The organism is Mongoliimonas terrestris, from assembly GCF_001927285.1.
Taxonomy (GTDB): Bacteria; Pseudomonadota; Alphaproteobacteria; order Rhizobiales; family Pleomorphomonadaceae; genus Chthonobacter; species Chthonobacter terrestris.
Genome location: NZ_MSIG01000007.1, coordinates 23262 through 38941, shown reverse-complemented (window position 1 = coordinate 38941; position 15680 = coordinate 23262). Strand labels below are relative to the sequence as shown.

The following is a 15680-nucleotide window of genomic DNA, read 5'->3' as shown; positions in this document are numbered from 1 at the left end:
CTTGCGCCTCCTCAGCGCCGGGCGACGAGCACGCCGCCGGCCAGGGCGGCAAGGACGATGAGGCCCTGGACGAGGGTCTGGTATTCGAAGGGCAGGCCGGCGAAGAAGATGACGTTGCCGATCATGCCGAGCACGAGGGCGCCGAGGAGCGAGCCGAGCGGGCCGCCGACGCCGCCGGCAAGCGCCGTGCCGCCGAGCACCACCGCCGAGATTGACGAGAGCGCCAGGGTCTGGCCCATCAGGGGATCGCCGCTCGCCGTCTCGCCGGTGAGGCAGAGGCTGGCGAGCGCGGCGAAGAGGCCGGAGAGCAGATAGGCGCCGACGCGCAGGCGCCCGACCGCAAGCCCGGTCTGGAAGGCCGCCGCCCGCTGGCCGCCGACCGCCTTCAGCCGGATGGCGAAGGGCCGGCGGGCGACGACCGCGGTGACGGCGACGACGGCGGCGAGCACGATCACCACGGTCGGCAGGCCGAAGGCGCCGCCCGCGTAGCCGCGCCAGAACACCTCCGGCACCGGCAGGCCGGCGTCCGGCAGGATGCGGAGCGCCAGGCCGGAGAAGACGATGCCGGTGGCGAAGGTGGTGACGATCGGCTGGAAGCGGAGGACCGCCACCACGAGGCCGTTGACGAGGCCGCAGGCAAGCCCGACGCCGATGCCGGCGGCAAGGCCGGCCAGCACCGCCTCGTTGGTGCCGCCGAGCGCGGCGATCACCGACACGGTGGTGACGTTGACGAGCGCCACGATGGCGCCGACCGAAAGATCGATGTCGCCGCCGAGCACCACATAGGTCTGCCCCACCGCCACCAGCACCAGCGGCAGGAAGGTGGTGAGGTTGGACTGGAGCACCGACGGATCGAGGAAGTTCGGCTGCAGGGCCGTGTTGACGCCGACGAGCACCAGGAGGGCGCCGAGGGTGATCAGCCAGAGCCGGCCGTCGAGAAGAGCCTGCATGGTCAGGCGGCCTCCCCGTAGGCGGCGCGGGTGAGGCCGACCGCGTCGAGCGCGGGGCCGGAGAGGTCCGCCGTGATCCGCCCGCCGTTGAAGACGAGCACCCGCTGGCAGAGGCTGAGGAGGTCGGCGTCCTCGGAGGAGTAGATGAGGACCGTGGTGCCGGTCTCGGCGAGCGCCCGGATGATGGCGAAGAAGTCCGCCTTGGCGCCGAGGTCGATGCCCTTGGTGGGATCGTCGAGGAGGAGCACCAAGGGGCGGGCGGCGAGCCAGCGGGCGATGAAGATCTTCTGCTGGTTGCCGCCGGAGAGCGAGCCGATGGGCGCGCCGAGCCCGGCGTAGCGCGTCTTCAGGCCAGCGAGCATGCGGTCGAAGCGGGCGGAGAGCCGGCGGGCGAGGATGAGGTGCGCCTTTTCGCGCACCAGACTCGCCATGGCGGCGTTCTCCAGGATGGAGCGGCCCGGGAAGGCGGCGTCGCGGCCGCGGTCGCCGGAGACGAGGCCGAAGCCGGCGCGGATGGCGTCCGCCGGCCGGCGCGGCGCCACCGGCGCGCCGTCGAGGAGGACCGCGCCGCTGGTGAAGGGCTCGGCGCCGAAGAGGCCGGCGAGGAGCCGCTTCTGGCCCTGGCCCTGGAGGCCGCCGAGGCCGAGGATCTCGCCCTTGCGGGCGGTGAAGCGGACGTCCTTCAGCCGGCCGCCGCCGACCCCGTCGACCACGAGCCGGGGCTCGCCGCCGGCGGCCGGGCGCTTGCCGGGCCTCGGCCCGAGGCGGACGTCGCCGACCATCTCGCGCACGATGGCCTCCGGATCGGTCTCGGCGACGGCGAAGTCGCCGACGGTCTCGCCGTTGCGCATGACGGTGATGCGGTCGGCGACGGCGAACACCTCGTCGAGCCGGTGTGAGATGAAGATGGAGGAGACGCCCTCGGCCCGCAGATCGCGGACGATGCTGAAGAAGACGTCCACCTGCCGGCGGTCGAGGGCGGCGGTCGCCTCGTCGAAGATGATGAGCCGCGGCCGGCGGGCGAGCACCTTCAGGATTTCGGTGATCTGCCGCTGATCGGGCGAAAGGTCGGCGACCCGCGTCTTCGCCGAGAAGGTGTCGCCCGCCACCCCGGCGAAGCGGCCGATCAGGTGGTCCGTGCTCTCGTCGCGGGCGGTGCGGTCGACGAAGCCGCCGGCGCCGCGCGGTTCGTGGCCGAGGTGGATGTTCTCCGCCACGGTGAGCTGCGGGACGAGGGAGAGTTCCTGGTAGAAGATGGCGATGCCGGCCGCCTCGGCGGCGCGCGGCGAGGCGAGCGGGCGCGCCTCGCCATCCACCCGGATGTCGCCGCTGTCGCGGGCGACCGTGCCGGCGATGATCTTGCAGAGCGTGCTCTTGCCGCAGCCGTTGGCGCCGAGGAGGGCATGCACCTCGCCGCGGCCGACCCTGAGGCGGGCATCGCTGAGGGCGACCACGGCGCCGAAGCGCTTGGTGACGCCGGTGGCCGTCAGGGCGTCGGGTGCGTCGGGCATGGGCGGGCCTGCTCGGCGGGCATCTGGGATGAAGCGCCGACGCCGCCAAGGGGGGCGACGGCGCAAGCGGACCGCCGCCGGCGCGCGCTTGCGCCGACGGAGGGGATCAGGCGTCGGGCCGGCCACCGGACGAAACCGGCGGCCGGACGAGGTCACTGGAAGAAGGCGGCCGCCTCGTCGGGCGAGACCTCGGCCGTCACCGACCAGTAGCCGGGCTTACCCTCGGCTGCTTTGAGATTTTCTTCAAGGTTCTCGTTGGAGACGAACGGGATCGGGATGTAGATCGCGTTGCCGTAGACGCCGCCGAACACGCCGTCCTTGAACGTCTTGCCCATCAGCTTGTGCACGGCGACGTTGAGGGCGCTCGCCATCACGCCGGGCGGGTTCACCGAGGCGCCGGAGGTGAGGCCCTCCTTGGACCAGAGGTCGAGGAAGTCCTTGCGGATCTCGCCGGTGGCGACGATCGACTTGGTCTTGTCGGCCGCCATGATGGCGCGCCAGGCACCGGCCGCCATGCCGTCCTGCACCCAGATGCCGTTGACGTCCGGATAGGTGGCGAGCAGCGTCTGGGTGGTCTGCTGGCCCTGGGCCTGGTCCCAGTTGGCGTTGGCTTCGTTCAGGATCTTGATGTCCGGATAGCCCTTGAAGACCTCCTGATAGCCTTCCACGCGCATCTGGTTCGCCGGATGGCCGGCGACGCCGTTGATGGTGACGACGGAGCCCTTGCCGTCGAGGGTCTTGGCCAGCCATTCGGCCGACTGCATGGCCCAGCCTTTCTGGTCGATACCGACGTAGATGGCGTCCTTGGACGAGACCTCCGCGTCGGTGGAGACAACCAGGATGCCCTTGGCGGCCGCCTGCGCGAAGATGGGATCGAACGCCGTGGGGCTGTTCGGATTGATGATGATCGCGTCGACGCCCTGGTTGATGTAGTTGCGCACATGGCCGATCTGGCCCTGCACGTCGACGTTGGCGCTCTGCACCACCACGTTGACGGTGACGCCGCGCTCGGCCCACGCGGCCGCGGCGGCCTGCGCCTCCTCGATCATCTGGGTGCGCCACTCGCTGCCCACCCAGCCGTTGGAGAGGCCGATGGTGAACGTCTCCTGGGCGCCGGCGCCCGTGACGGCGGCGAGCGCGAGCCCGGCCGCCAGAACTGCTGCCTTCATGATGTCCTCCCCATGATCCGAGCGCTTGTCGATCGGCTCGTGGCAGAGAGGTTGTAACCGGTTACATCGAAAGTCAATGCGACCGTGGGCGGAAACGCGGTCTGAGCCCGCGGCGTTCGGCGGGGCGCCGCCCGGTGGGTTGCGCCGGGCTGGGTTGCGGAAGTGATTCGCCGGCTCTCCGATTGCGCGGAGCCGACCGCCGAGCCGACCGCCGGGACGTCCACAGACCGGCTGGTCATAAGCGTCGGTCAAGGCTGAAGTGGCCGCATAGCCTTGCACTGCTTATCGGAAACGAGCATTCCGCACGGATTCTAATAGGAAACACAATCTTCCTACCTGTTTCCGTTCCGGGACAGGCCGTTAACCTTTCGTTAACCATTGTTTCGCAGGTTTTAACAATAAGAAGGTCATTAATAACGATCTTCCTGGCCACCATGGCGAGGTGAACCATGATCCGCGATCTCGACACGGATTCCGTGCTTGCCGCCCTCGACGCGGTACTCGCGCAAAAAGGCGTGGGTCCGGCGAACCGGCCGCTTGCCGGGGACGGCGCCTCGGCGGCAGGAGACGATCGGGCCGGGCGGCTGGGCCAGCGGCTCGCAGGGGCCGGGCTCCGCCTCGACGACCGGCAGACCACCTTCGCCGATCTGGCGGCCGGTCGCCACGGGTTTCCGGTGATCGTCATCCTCGGCGACGGCCAGGCGCTGATCGCCGACGGCGCCGCGCCCCGGCGGGGGGCCGCCACCCTTCGCCTCCGCGATCCGGCGAGCCCGCAGGAGCTGCCGGTGGAAGTGGACGAGTTCCGGCTCGCCGGCGCCTGGACCGGACGGGTGCTGGTGCCCGGCCGGCTTTTCGAAGGCGACAGCGGACGGCCAGGCCGACCCGGCACCGTCTGGCGCGCGGCGAAGGCGAGCGGCGCCCTGCCGCCGCTCGCCATCGCGACCGTGGGGCGGGCGATGCTGCTGGCCTCGGCGGCGGCCGCTACCGGGGCGGCGGTGGACCTCGTCTCCCACGCCGCGCCCTGGCCGGCCACGGCCTATGCGGCCGGCGCCATCGCGGCCGGCAGCGTCGGCGCCACCCTCGCCTGGAGCGCCGACCGGGCGCTGCTCGACGGCCCGGTGGCCGAACGGCTGGAGGACCTGCAGGCGAGCGTGATCGACAGCGTCCTGCCGCCGGGCGCCGGCCTCGCGCCGCTCGTCCGCGCGCTCGCCGACGCCGACCGGCTGGCCGACCGCAACGCCGCCCACCTGGTGCCGATGGCAAGCGAGATTGCCGCCGTGCCGCTGGTGCTCGCCCTGGTGGCGGTCCTCCATGGGCCGACCGCCCTCGTGATGGGCGGCGGCGCCCTTGCCGCCGCTCTGGTGGCGGGCGCCGGCCTGAAGGCCGCGATCGGCGCCGAGACGGAGGCGCGCCGACGGCTGGACGACGGCCTCGCCTATCTGGCGGCGGTTCCGGCCAGCATCGGATGGACGCCGACGCGGGACGCGCTCGACCAGCACCGGGGCGAGTGGCGCCGACGGGCCGCCATCGTCTGGCCGGATGCGAACGGCGGCGGCAGCCTGCCGGCGCTCGCTATCCTGGCGATCGCCGTCGCCACCGCCGTCGCGGCCGTTTCGGTCGGGGCGGTCGGTTCAATCGATGCAGCCGCCGGGTCCGCCTCGCCGTGGCCTCTCTCCGCGAGCGCGGCCGCCGCGGCGCTCGCCACGCTCGCCGGCCTCCTGGTGCTGCCGTTCGGCCGCTCGGCCGCCCTTGCGCCGACCGCCGCGCGCGCCATCGCGGCGGCGCGCCGGCTGGGCCGACCGGAGCGCATGCTGCCCGTGCGGCGCGGCGCGACGGCCCAGCCGCGGCTGCACCGCAGCCTGGTGGTCCGCGATCTTCGCCTCGTGCGGGCGACCGGCGAGGCCCCGGTGTTCGACGGCGCGGAGGCGGCGATCGCCGCCGGCACGCTGACCGGCATCGTCGGCGGCGCCGGCAGCGGCAAGAGCACGCTGGCGGAAATCCTCGCCGGGCGCATCCGCGACTACGAAGGCCGCATCGAGATCGACGGGGTGGAACTGCGGGCGATCGGCGACGACCACCGGGGCCGGCTGATCGCCGTGGTTTCGGCCACAACCGGCCTGCCCGGCGGCAGCCTGGCCTTCATTCTCGGCGGCACCGGACCGACGCGGGACGAGGGGGACCTGCGCGCGCTGCTCGCGGCGGTCGGGGCCGACCGGCTGCTGCAGCGCCTGCCGGACGGGTTCGCCACCGTGCTCGATCCGGGCGCCCCGACCCTCTCGCCGGGCGAACGGGTGCAGCTGGCGCTCGCCCGCACGCTCTCGTCCGGCGCCGGGCTCCTGGTGATCGACGGCGTGCTCGACGGGCTCGACGAGGGGACCCGCGCGACCGTCCTGGCCAGCGTGGCGGACCGGTTCGAGCGCCGCACCGTGCTCGTCCTCACCGCCGATGCGGGCACGCTGCCGCGCTGCGACCGCCGCCTGCGCCTTCGCGACGGCCGGTTGACCGAGGAGAGGCTTGGGGACGAGCGGCCGCCGGACACCGGGAGGGTGGGCGCGGCGGCGCGACCGGTGAGAAAGGTGGCGCGCGCATGAAACGCTTCCCGTGGGACTGGAACCCGTTCCGATCGGCCATCCGGCCGGCCTCGGGTGAGCCGGCCGACGCCTTGGCCGTGCCGGCGGCCGACATGCCCGTCGCTGTCCAGGTGGCCGGCCCGAGCCGGACGCGTGTGGCGGGGACGCCCGGTGACGGCATGACGGTTGGCGACGGGGCGGGTGACCGGGATACGGCAGCCCGCACGGCCGCCTCCGTGCTCCGACAGGTGCAGGTGGCCGCGGAAGCGGGCATCTGCGAGGCCATGCTGGACCTGGCCGGGCGGTTCGAGACCGGGGACGGCGTGGTGGCCAACCTGGCGGACGCCGCCTACTGGTACCAGAAGGCGGCCGATGCCGGGTCGGCGGTCGCCTGCCGCAAGCTCGCCGCGCTCCTGATGATGGACCAGGGCTCCGCGCGCCTGACCGGGCGGAGCGCCGCGCTCGCCCGGCTCTATCCGCATGGTGCCGCATTGCGGCGGGATCCGGCACGCGCCAGAGCCCTCGCCCGCCGTGCCGCCGAGGCCGGCGACACGGAGGCGCAGGCGACGATCGGCTTCCTCATCGCCGGCGGCATCGGCGGGCCGGCCGACCCGTGCGAGGCCGCGCTCTGGTACCGCGAGGCGGCCGCCAAGGGCCATGCGAAGGCCTCCGTCGGGCTCGGCACGCTGCTGGCGAGCGGTCAGGTCGGGCCGGCCGACCACAAGGCGGCCCGCCGCTGGTTCGCCGCCGCCGCCGACCTCGGCAACGGCGTCGCGCACCTCTCCATCGGGCTCCAGTATCTCTACGGCCTCGGCGAGACGGTCGATCCGGCGGCCGCCCGGGCCCATTTCGACAAGGCGGTGGCGGCCGGCAACATCCAGGCGCTGCGCTATCTCGGCATCATGGCCGCGGAAGGCCATGGCCGGCCGCCCTCGGTGGAGGAGGCCGACGGCCACTTCCGCCGCGCCGCGGCCCGGGGCGACCTGGACGCCATGGTGCGCCTCGGGGATCTCTATGCCGCCGGCACGGACGCCGGCGACTTCGACCGTGCCTCGGCCTGGTATCGGCGGGCGGCGAACGCCGGCCACCGGGCGGCTCGGGATCGCCTGGAGGCCTTGCGCCGCCCGGCCAGCACGACCGGCGCGGGGGAGGACCCGGCGGGGGCGGCCATCGGAGCCTCCGACACCGGCCCGGCCTCGCCCCCGCCGGGGACCCTGCCCGCCGACGGGCCGGAGACGCACCGGAACGGCACGGCCCGCGCGCCGGTCCGCCCGGCGGCGGATCCGGCGGTCGGCGGCCATTGGGCGAAGACAGCGTTCGAGTGGTCCGCGTTGCCGGGCGTGTTCGGCCCGCAAAATCGTGCATGCCCCGCACCTGCTTCGGGAGGCGCCGGAGAACCGGCGGATCCGATTCGAACCGCGGCGGAGGCGCCCTGTCCGGGGGACGCATCCGTTCGTCTCGCCGAGACAGAAACCATACTCCCCCCGTCCCGAGGCATTCTAGATGTACGTCATTGTTGACAATCGCGAACTCGTCACAACGGTCTATTCGAACGGGTTCGAGAAGGTCGGGATCTCCGCCCTCGGGCTGGACGCCGCGTCCTTTTCCGACTGGATCCGGTCGGCGGCCGACGCGGATCTGTTCGCGGTCGATGCCTTCTTCATCGGCAACTGCGATCAACGCGCCCGCTGGCCGCGCCAGATCCGGGTGCAGGGCTCGACCGCGCCGATCATCGCGCTGACCGAGGCCATGTCGCTGGACGAGACGCTGGAGCTGTTCGCCGCCGGGGTCGACGACGTGGTCCGCAAGCCGGTGCACGTGGCCGAACTGCAGGCCCGCGTCGGGGCCATCCATCGACGCGCCGTGGCGAGCACCCGCGTGGAGAGCGCCGACGTCGCCATGCTGAAGGTGTTCTTCGACGGCCGCGACCCGGAGGTGCACGGCGCCGTGCTGGCGCTGCCGCGCCGGGAGCGCCGCATCCTGGAGTATCTTGCCCGCAACGTGGGCCGGCGCGTGAGCAAGACGCAGATCTTCAACAACGTCTACGGCGTCCTCAGCGAAGACGTGGACGAGAACGTGATCGAAAGCCACATCAGCAAGCTGCGCAAGAAACTGAAGTCGGCGGCGGGGATCGACCTGATCGATTCACGCCGGTATCTCGGCTACACCCTGACCGCCGATGCGTGACCGAACCGGACGCGCACCGGGCCCTGCCGGCCGGACCGGGCGCCCGACGCTGGCGCCTGGACCGGGCGGCGCCCGGACGGCGGCATGGCGCGGTCGGGTGCGTCGGTCGGCGGCGAACTGGCGTCCGATGGGGTTCGGTTCGGAACGCGATCCGCGGACGGGCCTTGCTGCTGGATGCGTGCCGACAAGGGGCGCGGCCGGTGAGGACGGCTCAGTTCAGGGACGGGGTGCCCGACCCTCGGTTGTCCGAGCCGCGCGTGCGGGCGCGGCCGATGGCGTCGCGCAGGACCGACAGCGAAGGCTCGCCGCCCTGTCCGGGCCGGTCGAGTTTCAGCCAGACCAGATCGATGCGGCCGTCCTCCGGCCCGATGGAGAGGCTGAAACTGGCCTCGACGCCATGGTTGCGGAAGGCGACCAGGATGGCGAGCCTTTCCTGCCCGGCGTCGGTGACGATGCTGCAGTCGTCCGCATAGACGAGGGTTCCGGGGCAGAACGAGAACTCCGCCGCGCTGTCGACGAGATCGGCAATGTTGCCGTGCGCCTGGCGCCGCACCTCCTCGCGAAGAAGAGGGTAGTCCACGAGGAGCAGTTCGCCGACGACCTCCACAAAGGCGGCGCAGAGATCGTCGTCGCGCTTTTCAGACCAAGCCCTGAAATTCTTCGACAGAAGACCCTCCTTGGGGTCTGGCCCCGACGGTACCGGACGGAACCATTCGCCGCCCCAAGTCTCGCAGTCGGCTCGGTCAACGGTTCATGATTGAAACGCCAATCCAGCTGATCTGTAAATATGCTCTCTCAACGCGATACGGTCAATGACTGCATCCGTGTTTATCGCAATAGAGATTTCACTTAGGAATTGGACTGTGCGTGTCCGGCGATGACGGAGCGGCGGACCGGACGATCCGCCGGGCGATCGGTCGGCCGACCGGCGGATCAGCTCGCCACTTCGTCGGGCGAGCGATAGCCGAACTGCTCGATGAGCACGTCGTGCACGATCTTGCTGCCGAACCGGGCGTTCACCTCGTCGCGGACGTGGTTCGCCAAGGTGCCGAGGTCGGTCTTCTTGATGTTGGCGAAGTCCAGCGTCTCGTCGTCGTAGATCGACCGGAAGGCGGAGTTCGCCACATAGGCGCCCGGCTCCACCCGCATGGCGTGGAGGACGGCGGCGTCGACGGTGAAGACGAGCTGCATGTAGACGTAGCCGGTGACGCGGCCCTCGCGGATGACGGGCACGTAGAGGAGCGGCGTCTTCTCGTACTCCATCACGTCGAGGTAGGCGTTCTCCTGCTTGGCGGCGAAGCGCAGGAACCAGATGGTGCCGGCGAAACCGGACCCGATCACCACGAGGACGATCCAGAGCGCGGCGAAGACGGTCTTGTTCACGAGGCTGCTCCGCGCGGGCCGAAGCTGTAGGTGCCGTCCGAGCTGTCCTGACGGACGGCGTCGGCGATGATCTCCGAGATGCGTCGGACTGCCTCCAGGTGGAGCGCCAGGAGCGCCAAGTCGTCGGCGATCAGCTGGCGGAGATTGGCCGCGCGGGCGGCCATCTCCGGGCCGAGGCGGCCGGTGCCGGGATCGCGGCCGAGGCGCATCACGTCGAGGTAGATCTGGCTCTTGCGGAAGGTGAAGTCGTCGAGATCCAGCGGGGCCGCGGCGCGGAGCGCGGTGATCTCCTGGACGAACACCGCCTCGGCCCGGGCGAACGCGGCCTGGAGCGCGTCCTCCGCGGGGGTCGGCAGCAGGGCGGGCGCCGCCGGGCGGAGCGGGATCGGCGCCGGGCTCATGCGCCCTCTCCCGGCCGGCGCAGGAGCGCCGCGACGCCGAGGCTGCCGCGCGCCGCCACCGCGTCGCCGATCTGCTCGGCAAGAAGCGAGCGCCAGACCGGACCGGCGGTGCGGTCGCCGAAGAGCTCGTCGGGCGAGGATGCCATCATGGTCTCCACGGAGGTGCGGACGAGGAAGGACTCGAACCGCTGCTCCGGCGTGAGGATGGGCGCCGAGCCGGCGGACGCGGCGCCGAGCCGGATCCGCTGCTCGAACGGATCGGGCGCAAGGGCGACGTCCGCCGCCACGGCAGGCCCGTCGGAGCCCGAGGCGCCGAGATCGAGGAAGGGAAGGTTGGCAGTGCCCGCCATGCGGTCGAGCGCGGCGGCGAAGGCCGTCGTGTCCAGTCCGGCGGCGCCGAGACGGGCCGCCGCGACGCGGCTTGCGGCCGGATCCGCGGCGCGCGCCACGTCGAGCACCAGATCCGATACGGGTTGGATCGCCATGACCGGCCCTCCTTGCTGGGTGTGAGCGTCGACCTCAGCCTAGGAGCGCCGCCTTGCCCGAGGCTGGCCTCCCGCACGCGGGTCGGCCGGACCGCGGCCGGCGACGGCGGCGGGATCTTTCGCCGGCAGCACGTCGCCGGCGGGCGAAACGGGCTCCGGGGCACCGGCAAGGGAGGGTTCGTCCGGCCGGGCGCCGTCGGGTGGGGTCGGGCCGGGCCGTGTGGCGTCGGGCCGATGCGCACCGGCCGGGGAAGCGTCCGACAGGGCGGCGGCGAGGCCGATCGCTTCCAGGGCGAGCCGCTCGGCCGCAGCGGCCGCCGCGTCCGAGGCGGCGGCATGGCGCGCTTCCAGCACGTCCTTGCGCCCGGCCTGAAGGCGGGCGACGCCGGCCGCCGCCGACCGGGCCCGATCGGCAGCCGCGATCTGCCGGTCGAGGCTGCCGAGACGCGTCGCCGTGATGGCCAGGATGAGGTCCGCGTGCGCGGTGCTGCTGTCGTTGAGCGCCGCCACCAGGCGCCGCCGCTCCACGGCGAGCGCCGCCGCGGCCCCGTCGGTCTGGCGCAGCCGGCGCTCGGCGAGGTCGTGCAGCTGGCTCTGCACCTTGAGAAGGCGCTGAAGCCGTTTCAGGTCGTCCGACATGGGGCCTCCGGTGGGCTCGGCGCGGGGACGGGACGGTGGTGGAGCGGCTCAGCCGAACTGCAGCCAGACGCCGAACACGTCCATGTAGAGCAGGATGGCGACGGCCAAGGTGGAGGCCATCATCAGGATGCCGCCGATCATCACCAGCGGCTGGACGATGAAGAAGACCGGCAATGCCGGCATGATCTTGTTGATGAGGCCGGTGCCGAGGTTGACCAGGATGCCGTAGACGAGAAACGGGCTGGTGACCTGGAGGGCTGCGACCGACGCCTCGCCGAGCCGGAGGCCCAGCCAGTCGAGCGCCCGGTCGCCCGCGAACCCGCCGCCGACCGGCACCGCCGCATAGCTCGCCCACAGGCCCTTGAGGATCTCCAGGTGGAGGTCGAGGACAAAGAGGAGGAGCGTGGCGAAGAGGGCCGCGAGGCTCACGAGCGGCGGCACCGCCTCCTCGTCCTCCACCGGCATTCCGGGCATGGTGGCGATGCCGATCATGGAGTTGGCGACCGTCATCATCATCTGCAGGGCGCCGAGAAGCAGGCGGCCGACGGTGCCGATGAGAAGCCCGATGCCGATCTCCACCAGGATGAGGTCGAGCATGCCCGCCTCGCCGGCCGAGAGAATCACCGGGCGCAGCGTCGGCGACAGGCCGGGGGTGAGCGCCAGGGTGGCGGCGAGCGCCAGGAAGAGCCGCACCCGGGCGGGCACGCGGGCGCTGCCGAACCCGGGCAGCACCATCAGGCAGGTGCCGATCCGGCAGAACACCAGCAGCACCGTCAGGACGAGGAGCGGCGCTTCGGCGACCATGGCGGATCACGACAGGAGGCCGAGCGTCTCGACCTCGATGCCCTTGGCGATCTCCGCGTGGGAGAGCACCGGCAGCGTGGGGAACATGCGCTCCACCAGCATGCGCACGTAGGGCCGCGCGTCGGGCGCCACCAGGAGGGCGAACCGCTTGCCGAGGTTGAGCCGCTCGCGCACCGCGCCGGACACCGCGGCGGCGAACTGCTCGACGAGCTGCGGGTCCACGTCGAACTCCACCACGTCGCCGCTGGCGTCGCGCCGGAGCGACTGGTGGAACACAAGGTCCCAGCGGTTGCCGAGGCGCAGCACCTTGAGGACGCCGCCCTCGGCGATGTCGCCGCAGATCTGCTGGCTCATGCGCAGACGCACGTGCTCCACGATCTGCTCGGCCCGGCGCACGTGCGGCACGATCTCGGCGATCGCCTCCAGGATGAGGCCGAGGTTGCGGATCGACACGCGCTCGGAGAGGAGCCGCTTCAGGATGCCCTGCAGGCCCGAGTAGGAGATGTTGGACGGGCAGATGTCGTCGACGAGGCGCTTGTACTCCGGGTCGAGCCGGTCGAGGAGGGCGCGCATGTCCTTGTAGGAGAGGAGCTGCGGCAGGTTGTTGCGCACGGTCTCGCTGAGGTGGGTGAGGATGACCGACATGTTGTCGATGCCGGAGACGCTCTGCCGCTTCAATTCGGCGGCGTAGTTGCCGGCGACCCACCAGGCCTGCATGCCGTAGGCGGGCTCGCGGGTCTCGTCCGCCGGCACGTCGGGCGGGGCGTCGCCGTCGGCCAGCACCAGGAGGTCGCCGATGCGCAGGGTGTGGCTCGACACCACGGTGCCGTGGATCTTGATCTGGTAGCTCTTGGGGTCGACCGAGAGGTTGTCGGAGAGCTTCACCTCCGGCACCACGAAGCCGTACTGCTCGGCGAACTTGCGCCGCATGCGGCTGACCCGGTGGGCGAGGTCGGAGTGGTTCGGCAGCATGCTGACGGAGAGCTGCTTGCCGAGCACGAGCTCGATCTCGGCGGTCTTCAGCGTGTCCTTGACGCTGTCGCGGCCGGCGAGCTTGGCGCGCTCGTCGTCCTGCCGGCGGGCGCTCTCCACGGCCGCCGCGCGGGCCGCCTCCCGGCGCGGGATGATGAAGCCGCCGGCAAGGAGACCGCCGGCGAGGAGCGCGAACGGCAGGAAGGGCAGGCCCGGGACGACGGCGATCACCATCAGGAGCCCGCCGGCGAGGGTGAGGGCGCGCGGATGGGCGCTGAGCTGGCCGATCACCGCCGCGTTGGCGGCGCCCTGGGTGGCGCCCTTGGAGACCAGGAGGCCGGCGGCGAGCGACACGATGAGGGCGGGGATCTGGGTGACGAGGCCGTCGCCCACGGAGAGGCGGACGAACACGTCCGCCGCCTCGCCGATCGTCATGTCGTGGCGGGTGACGCCGATGAGGATGCCGCCGAAGATGTTGATCGCCGTGATGATGAGGCCCGCGATGGCATCGCCGCGCACGAACTTGGACGCGCCGTCCATGGCGCCGAAGAAGGAGCTCTCCTCCTCCAGCTCCCGGCGGCGGAGCTGGGCCTCCCGGTCGTCGATGGTGCCGGCGGAGAGATCGGCGTCGATGGCCATCTGCTTGCCCGGGATGGCGTCGAGCGTGAAGCGGGCGCCGACCTCGGCGATGCGGGTGGCGCCCTTGGTGATGACGATGAAGTTCACCGTCACCAGGATGGCGAAGATGATCAGGCCGATCACGAAGTCGCCGCTCATGACCAGGTTGGCGAAGCCCTCGATCACGTGGCCGGCCGCGTGGGTGCCCTCGTGTCCCTCGCTGAGGATGAGCCGGGTGGTGGCGATGTTGAGCGCCAGCCGGAGCATGGTGGCGATGAGGAGCACGGTCGGGAAGGACGAGAAGTGCAGCGGCTTCGGGATCCAGAGCGCCACCATCAGGATGACGACCGAGAGCGCCACCGAGATGGCGAGGCCCGCGTCGGTGATGAAGGACGGGATCGGCAGGAAGAGGATGCCGAGGATGATGGCGATGCCGATGGCAAAGCCCATGTCCCGGTTGCCGCCGGCCCGGGCGACCGGCGTCACTGAGGCGAGATCCGTCATGATCTGCTCCGAAGCGGGGGAACCGCCGGCCGTCAGAAGCCGCTTTCGATGCGGCTGATGAGACCGTCGGTGAAGGTGGCGAGTTGGGCGCCGACGTAGGGGCCGGTGAAGGCCGCGACCAGGAGGACCACGATGATCTTCGGCACGAAGGTCAGCGTGATCTCCTGGATCTGGGTGAGCGCCTGGAGGAGCGCGATGAGGATGCCGAGGAGCATGGCGGCGCCGACCGCCGGGCCGGTGCCGATGGCGACCATCCAGATCGCCTCGCCCATCAGGTCGAGCGCGTCGCCCTCGGTCATGAGAGCACGACGCCCTCGCCGAGCGTCACCACCGCGCCGGAGGTCAGCACCGCCTCCGGCCCCTCGGCGGTGATCTTCACGGACGCGACCGTGCCACCGGTGCCGTCGGGCAGTGTGACGGTGCGGCCGATCAGCCCGTCGACGTTGGCCAGCGACAGGCTGGCGTAGATGCTGTCCAGCTTGGCGTTGGTCTTGATCGACTGCTCCACCTGGCTGAACTGGGCGAACTGGGCCATGTACTGGCTGGAGTCCATGGGATTGATCGGGTCCTGGTTCTTCATCTGGGTGACGAGAAGGCGCAGGAAGGCGTCGTAGTCGAGGTCGGCGCTCGGCTTAACGGCCGACGGCGAGGCGGCCGGGGCGGAGGTGGCGCTTGTGACGATCATCGGTCTCATCCTTGCTGATCGGGGTCGGAAGGGGCTCGCCGGCGAGCACGGCCGCCTCCAGCGGGTAGAGGGCGCGGATCGCCTTCAGGGCATCGATGAGGCGGCCGTCGGAGACGTGGGTGCCCACATCGAGGAGGCCGGCGCGGATTTCGGTGGAGCGCACGGCGGCGAGCAGTGAGCCGTAGAGCGAGGCGAAAAGGCCGTCGGCAGCGGTCCGGTTGGCCGGGTCGATCAGCATCGCCTGGACGGCGAAATAGAGCTGGCGGAGCGGCGTCGTGGTGTCCTCGGCATGGAGCACGTGCTGTTCCAGAAGGAAGATCGCGTCGTTGAGGAGCTCGATCGAGGTCTTCTGCTGGAAGCGGATCACGGCGCCGTTGACGAACAGGCGCTCGCCGGCCCGGATGACCAGTTGCATGGGTTTCTTCATTCAAGCCCCGCCGCGATGATCTGGTTGAGTTCGATGAGCACGTCGAAGTCCGACGATTCCCCGTGGCGGATCTTCTCGGCGTGGTTGAGGATGAAGAGGCCGATGGAGATGAGGTCGGCGCGCAGCGCCGGCTGGAAGCCGTTCTCCGGATTGGCCAGATCCTCGATGAGGATGGCCCAGAGCCGGCGGAGCTGGTAGATCGCCTTCACGGCCTCGACCGAGTTCGGGCCGATCTCGCGCGCGGTGCGAAGGCCCTCGATCACCGCCTCGAAGGCGCGGCGCTCGGCCTCGCGCCCTTCGGCGGACGTGTCCTGCACGGTTTCGGCGTAGTTTATTCTGTACATGGGTTCGATCCAGTCCATGGGCATCGCGACG

The 15680-nt window shown here is 71.4% G+C and carries 17 protein-coding genes; 3 read left to right on the top strand and 14 right to left on the bottom strand.

The window, feature by feature from the left end; genetic code table 11:
• Positions 1-11 precede the first annotated feature (11 nt).
• The 3 genes from BUQ68_RS11885 to BUQ68_RS11875 form a co-directional block, all read right to left on the bottom strand.
• The gene (locus BUQ68_RS11885) at positions 12-950 is read right to left on the bottom strand and encodes an ABC transporter permease (protein WP_075216194.1); all 939 of its coding nucleotides are present in this window, start codon (positions 948-950) and stop codon (positions 12-14) included.
• Positions 951-952: 2 nt separating this feature from the next.
• Positions 953-2461 carry a sugar ABC transporter ATP-binding protein gene (locus BUQ68_RS11880; protein ID WP_075216193.1) on the bottom strand — a complete coding sequence of 503 codons (1509 nt, stop codon included), beginning with the start codon at positions 2459-2461 and terminating at the stop codon, positions 953-955.
• Positions 2462-2613: 152 nt separating this feature from the next.
• Positions 2614-3630 (bottom strand): substrate-binding domain-containing protein, encoded by a 1017-nt coding sequence (locus BUQ68_RS11875; protein ID WP_210215631.1) that lies wholly within the window; start codon positions 3628-3630, stop codon positions 2614-2616.
• 449 nt (positions 3631-4079) lie between these two features.
• Between BUQ68_RS11875 and BUQ68_RS11870 the strand changes: the two genes are divergently transcribed.
• Genes BUQ68_RS11870 through BUQ68_RS11860 form a run of 3 tightly spaced genes read left to right on the top strand, consistent with a single transcriptional unit; the run spans position 4080 to position 8387 of the window.
• Positions 4080-6221 (top strand): ATP-binding cassette domain-containing protein, encoded by a 2142-nt coding sequence (locus BUQ68_RS11870; RefSeq protein WP_075216192.1) that lies wholly within the window; start codon positions 4080-4082, stop codon positions 6219-6221.
• Positions 6218-7720, top strand: coding sequence for an SEL1-like repeat protein (locus tag BUQ68_RS11865; RefSeq protein WP_075216191.1), 1503 nt, complete (start codon positions 6218-6220; stop codon positions 7718-7720). The genes BUQ68_RS11870 and BUQ68_RS11865 overlap by 4 nt, the downstream gene beginning before the upstream one ends.
• On the top strand, positions 7704-8387 hold the full coding sequence (locus BUQ68_RS11860) for a response regulator transcription factor (protein ID WP_075216190.1): 684 nt from the start codon (positions 7704-7706) through the stop codon (positions 8385-8387). The genes BUQ68_RS11865 and BUQ68_RS11860 overlap by 17 nt, the downstream gene beginning before the upstream one ends.
• Before the next feature lie 211 nt (positions 8388-8598).
• On the opposite strand, the gene BUQ68_RS23755 is transcribed toward BUQ68_RS11860, so the two are convergent.
• From BUQ68_RS23755 to flaF, 11 genes are all read right to left on the bottom strand, one after another.
• Positions 8599-8967 (bottom strand): hypothetical protein, encoded by a 369-nt coding sequence (locus BUQ68_RS23755; protein WP_175577801.1) that lies wholly within the window; start codon positions 8965-8967, stop codon positions 8599-8601.
• 353 nt (positions 8968-9320) lie between these two features.
• Entirely contained in the window at positions 9321-9770 is a 450-nt protein-coding gene (locus BUQ68_RS11850; RefSeq protein WP_075216188.1) for a hypothetical protein, read from the bottom strand.
• A complete protein-coding gene (locus BUQ68_RS11845) occupies positions 9767-10171 on the bottom strand; it encodes a hypothetical protein (RefSeq protein ID WP_083656521.1) in 405 nt (134 codons plus the stop codon). The genes BUQ68_RS11850 and BUQ68_RS11845 overlap by 4 nt, the downstream gene beginning before the upstream one ends.
• A complete protein-coding gene (locus BUQ68_RS11840; protein WP_075216187.1) occupies positions 10168-10656 on the bottom strand; it encodes a rod-binding protein in 489 nt (162 codons plus the stop codon). Before BUQ68_RS11840 ends, BUQ68_RS11845 begins: the two co-directional genes overlap by 4 nt.
• A gap of 39 nt (positions 10657-10695) precedes the next feature.
• On the bottom strand, positions 10696-11295 hold the full coding sequence (locus BUQ68_RS11835) for a hypothetical protein (protein ID WP_075216186.1): 600 nt from the start codon (positions 11293-11295) through the stop codon (positions 10696-10698).
• 48 nt (positions 11296-11343) lie between these two features.
• Entirely contained in the window at positions 11344-12099 is a 756-nt protein-coding gene (locus BUQ68_RS11830) for a flagellar biosynthetic protein FliR (RefSeq protein WP_075216185.1), read from the bottom strand.
• Between the two features lie 6 nt (positions 12100-12105).
• Positions 12106-14193: a flagellar biosynthesis protein FlhA gene (gene flhA, locus BUQ68_RS11825; RefSeq protein WP_075216184.1), complete on the bottom strand. Its 2088-nt coding sequence runs from the start codon at positions 14191-14193 to the stop codon at positions 12106-12108.
• 32 nt (positions 14194-14225) lie between these two features.
• Entirely contained in the window at positions 14226-14492 is a 267-nt protein-coding gene (gene fliQ / locus BUQ68_RS11820) for a flagellar biosynthesis protein FliQ (protein WP_075216183.1), read from the bottom strand.
• On the bottom strand, positions 14489-14878 hold the full coding sequence (gene flgD / locus BUQ68_RS11815) for a flagellar hook assembly protein FlgD (protein WP_075216182.1): 390 nt from the start codon (positions 14876-14878) through the stop codon (positions 14489-14491). Before flgD ends, fliQ begins: the two co-directional genes overlap by 4 nt.
• The gene (gene flbT, locus BUQ68_RS11810; RefSeq protein ID WP_075216181.1) at positions 14826-15293 is read right to left on the bottom strand and encodes a flagellar biosynthesis repressor FlbT; all 468 of its coding nucleotides are present in this window, start codon (positions 15291-15293) and stop codon (positions 14826-14828) included. Before flbT ends, flgD begins: the two co-directional genes overlap by 53 nt.
• 8 nt (positions 15294-15301) lie before the next feature.
• On the bottom strand, positions 15302-15649 hold the full coding sequence (gene flaF / locus BUQ68_RS11805) for a flagellar biosynthesis regulator FlaF (RefSeq protein WP_075216358.1): 348 nt from the start codon (positions 15647-15649) through the stop codon (positions 15302-15304).
• Positions 15650-15680: the final 31 nt, after the last annotated feature.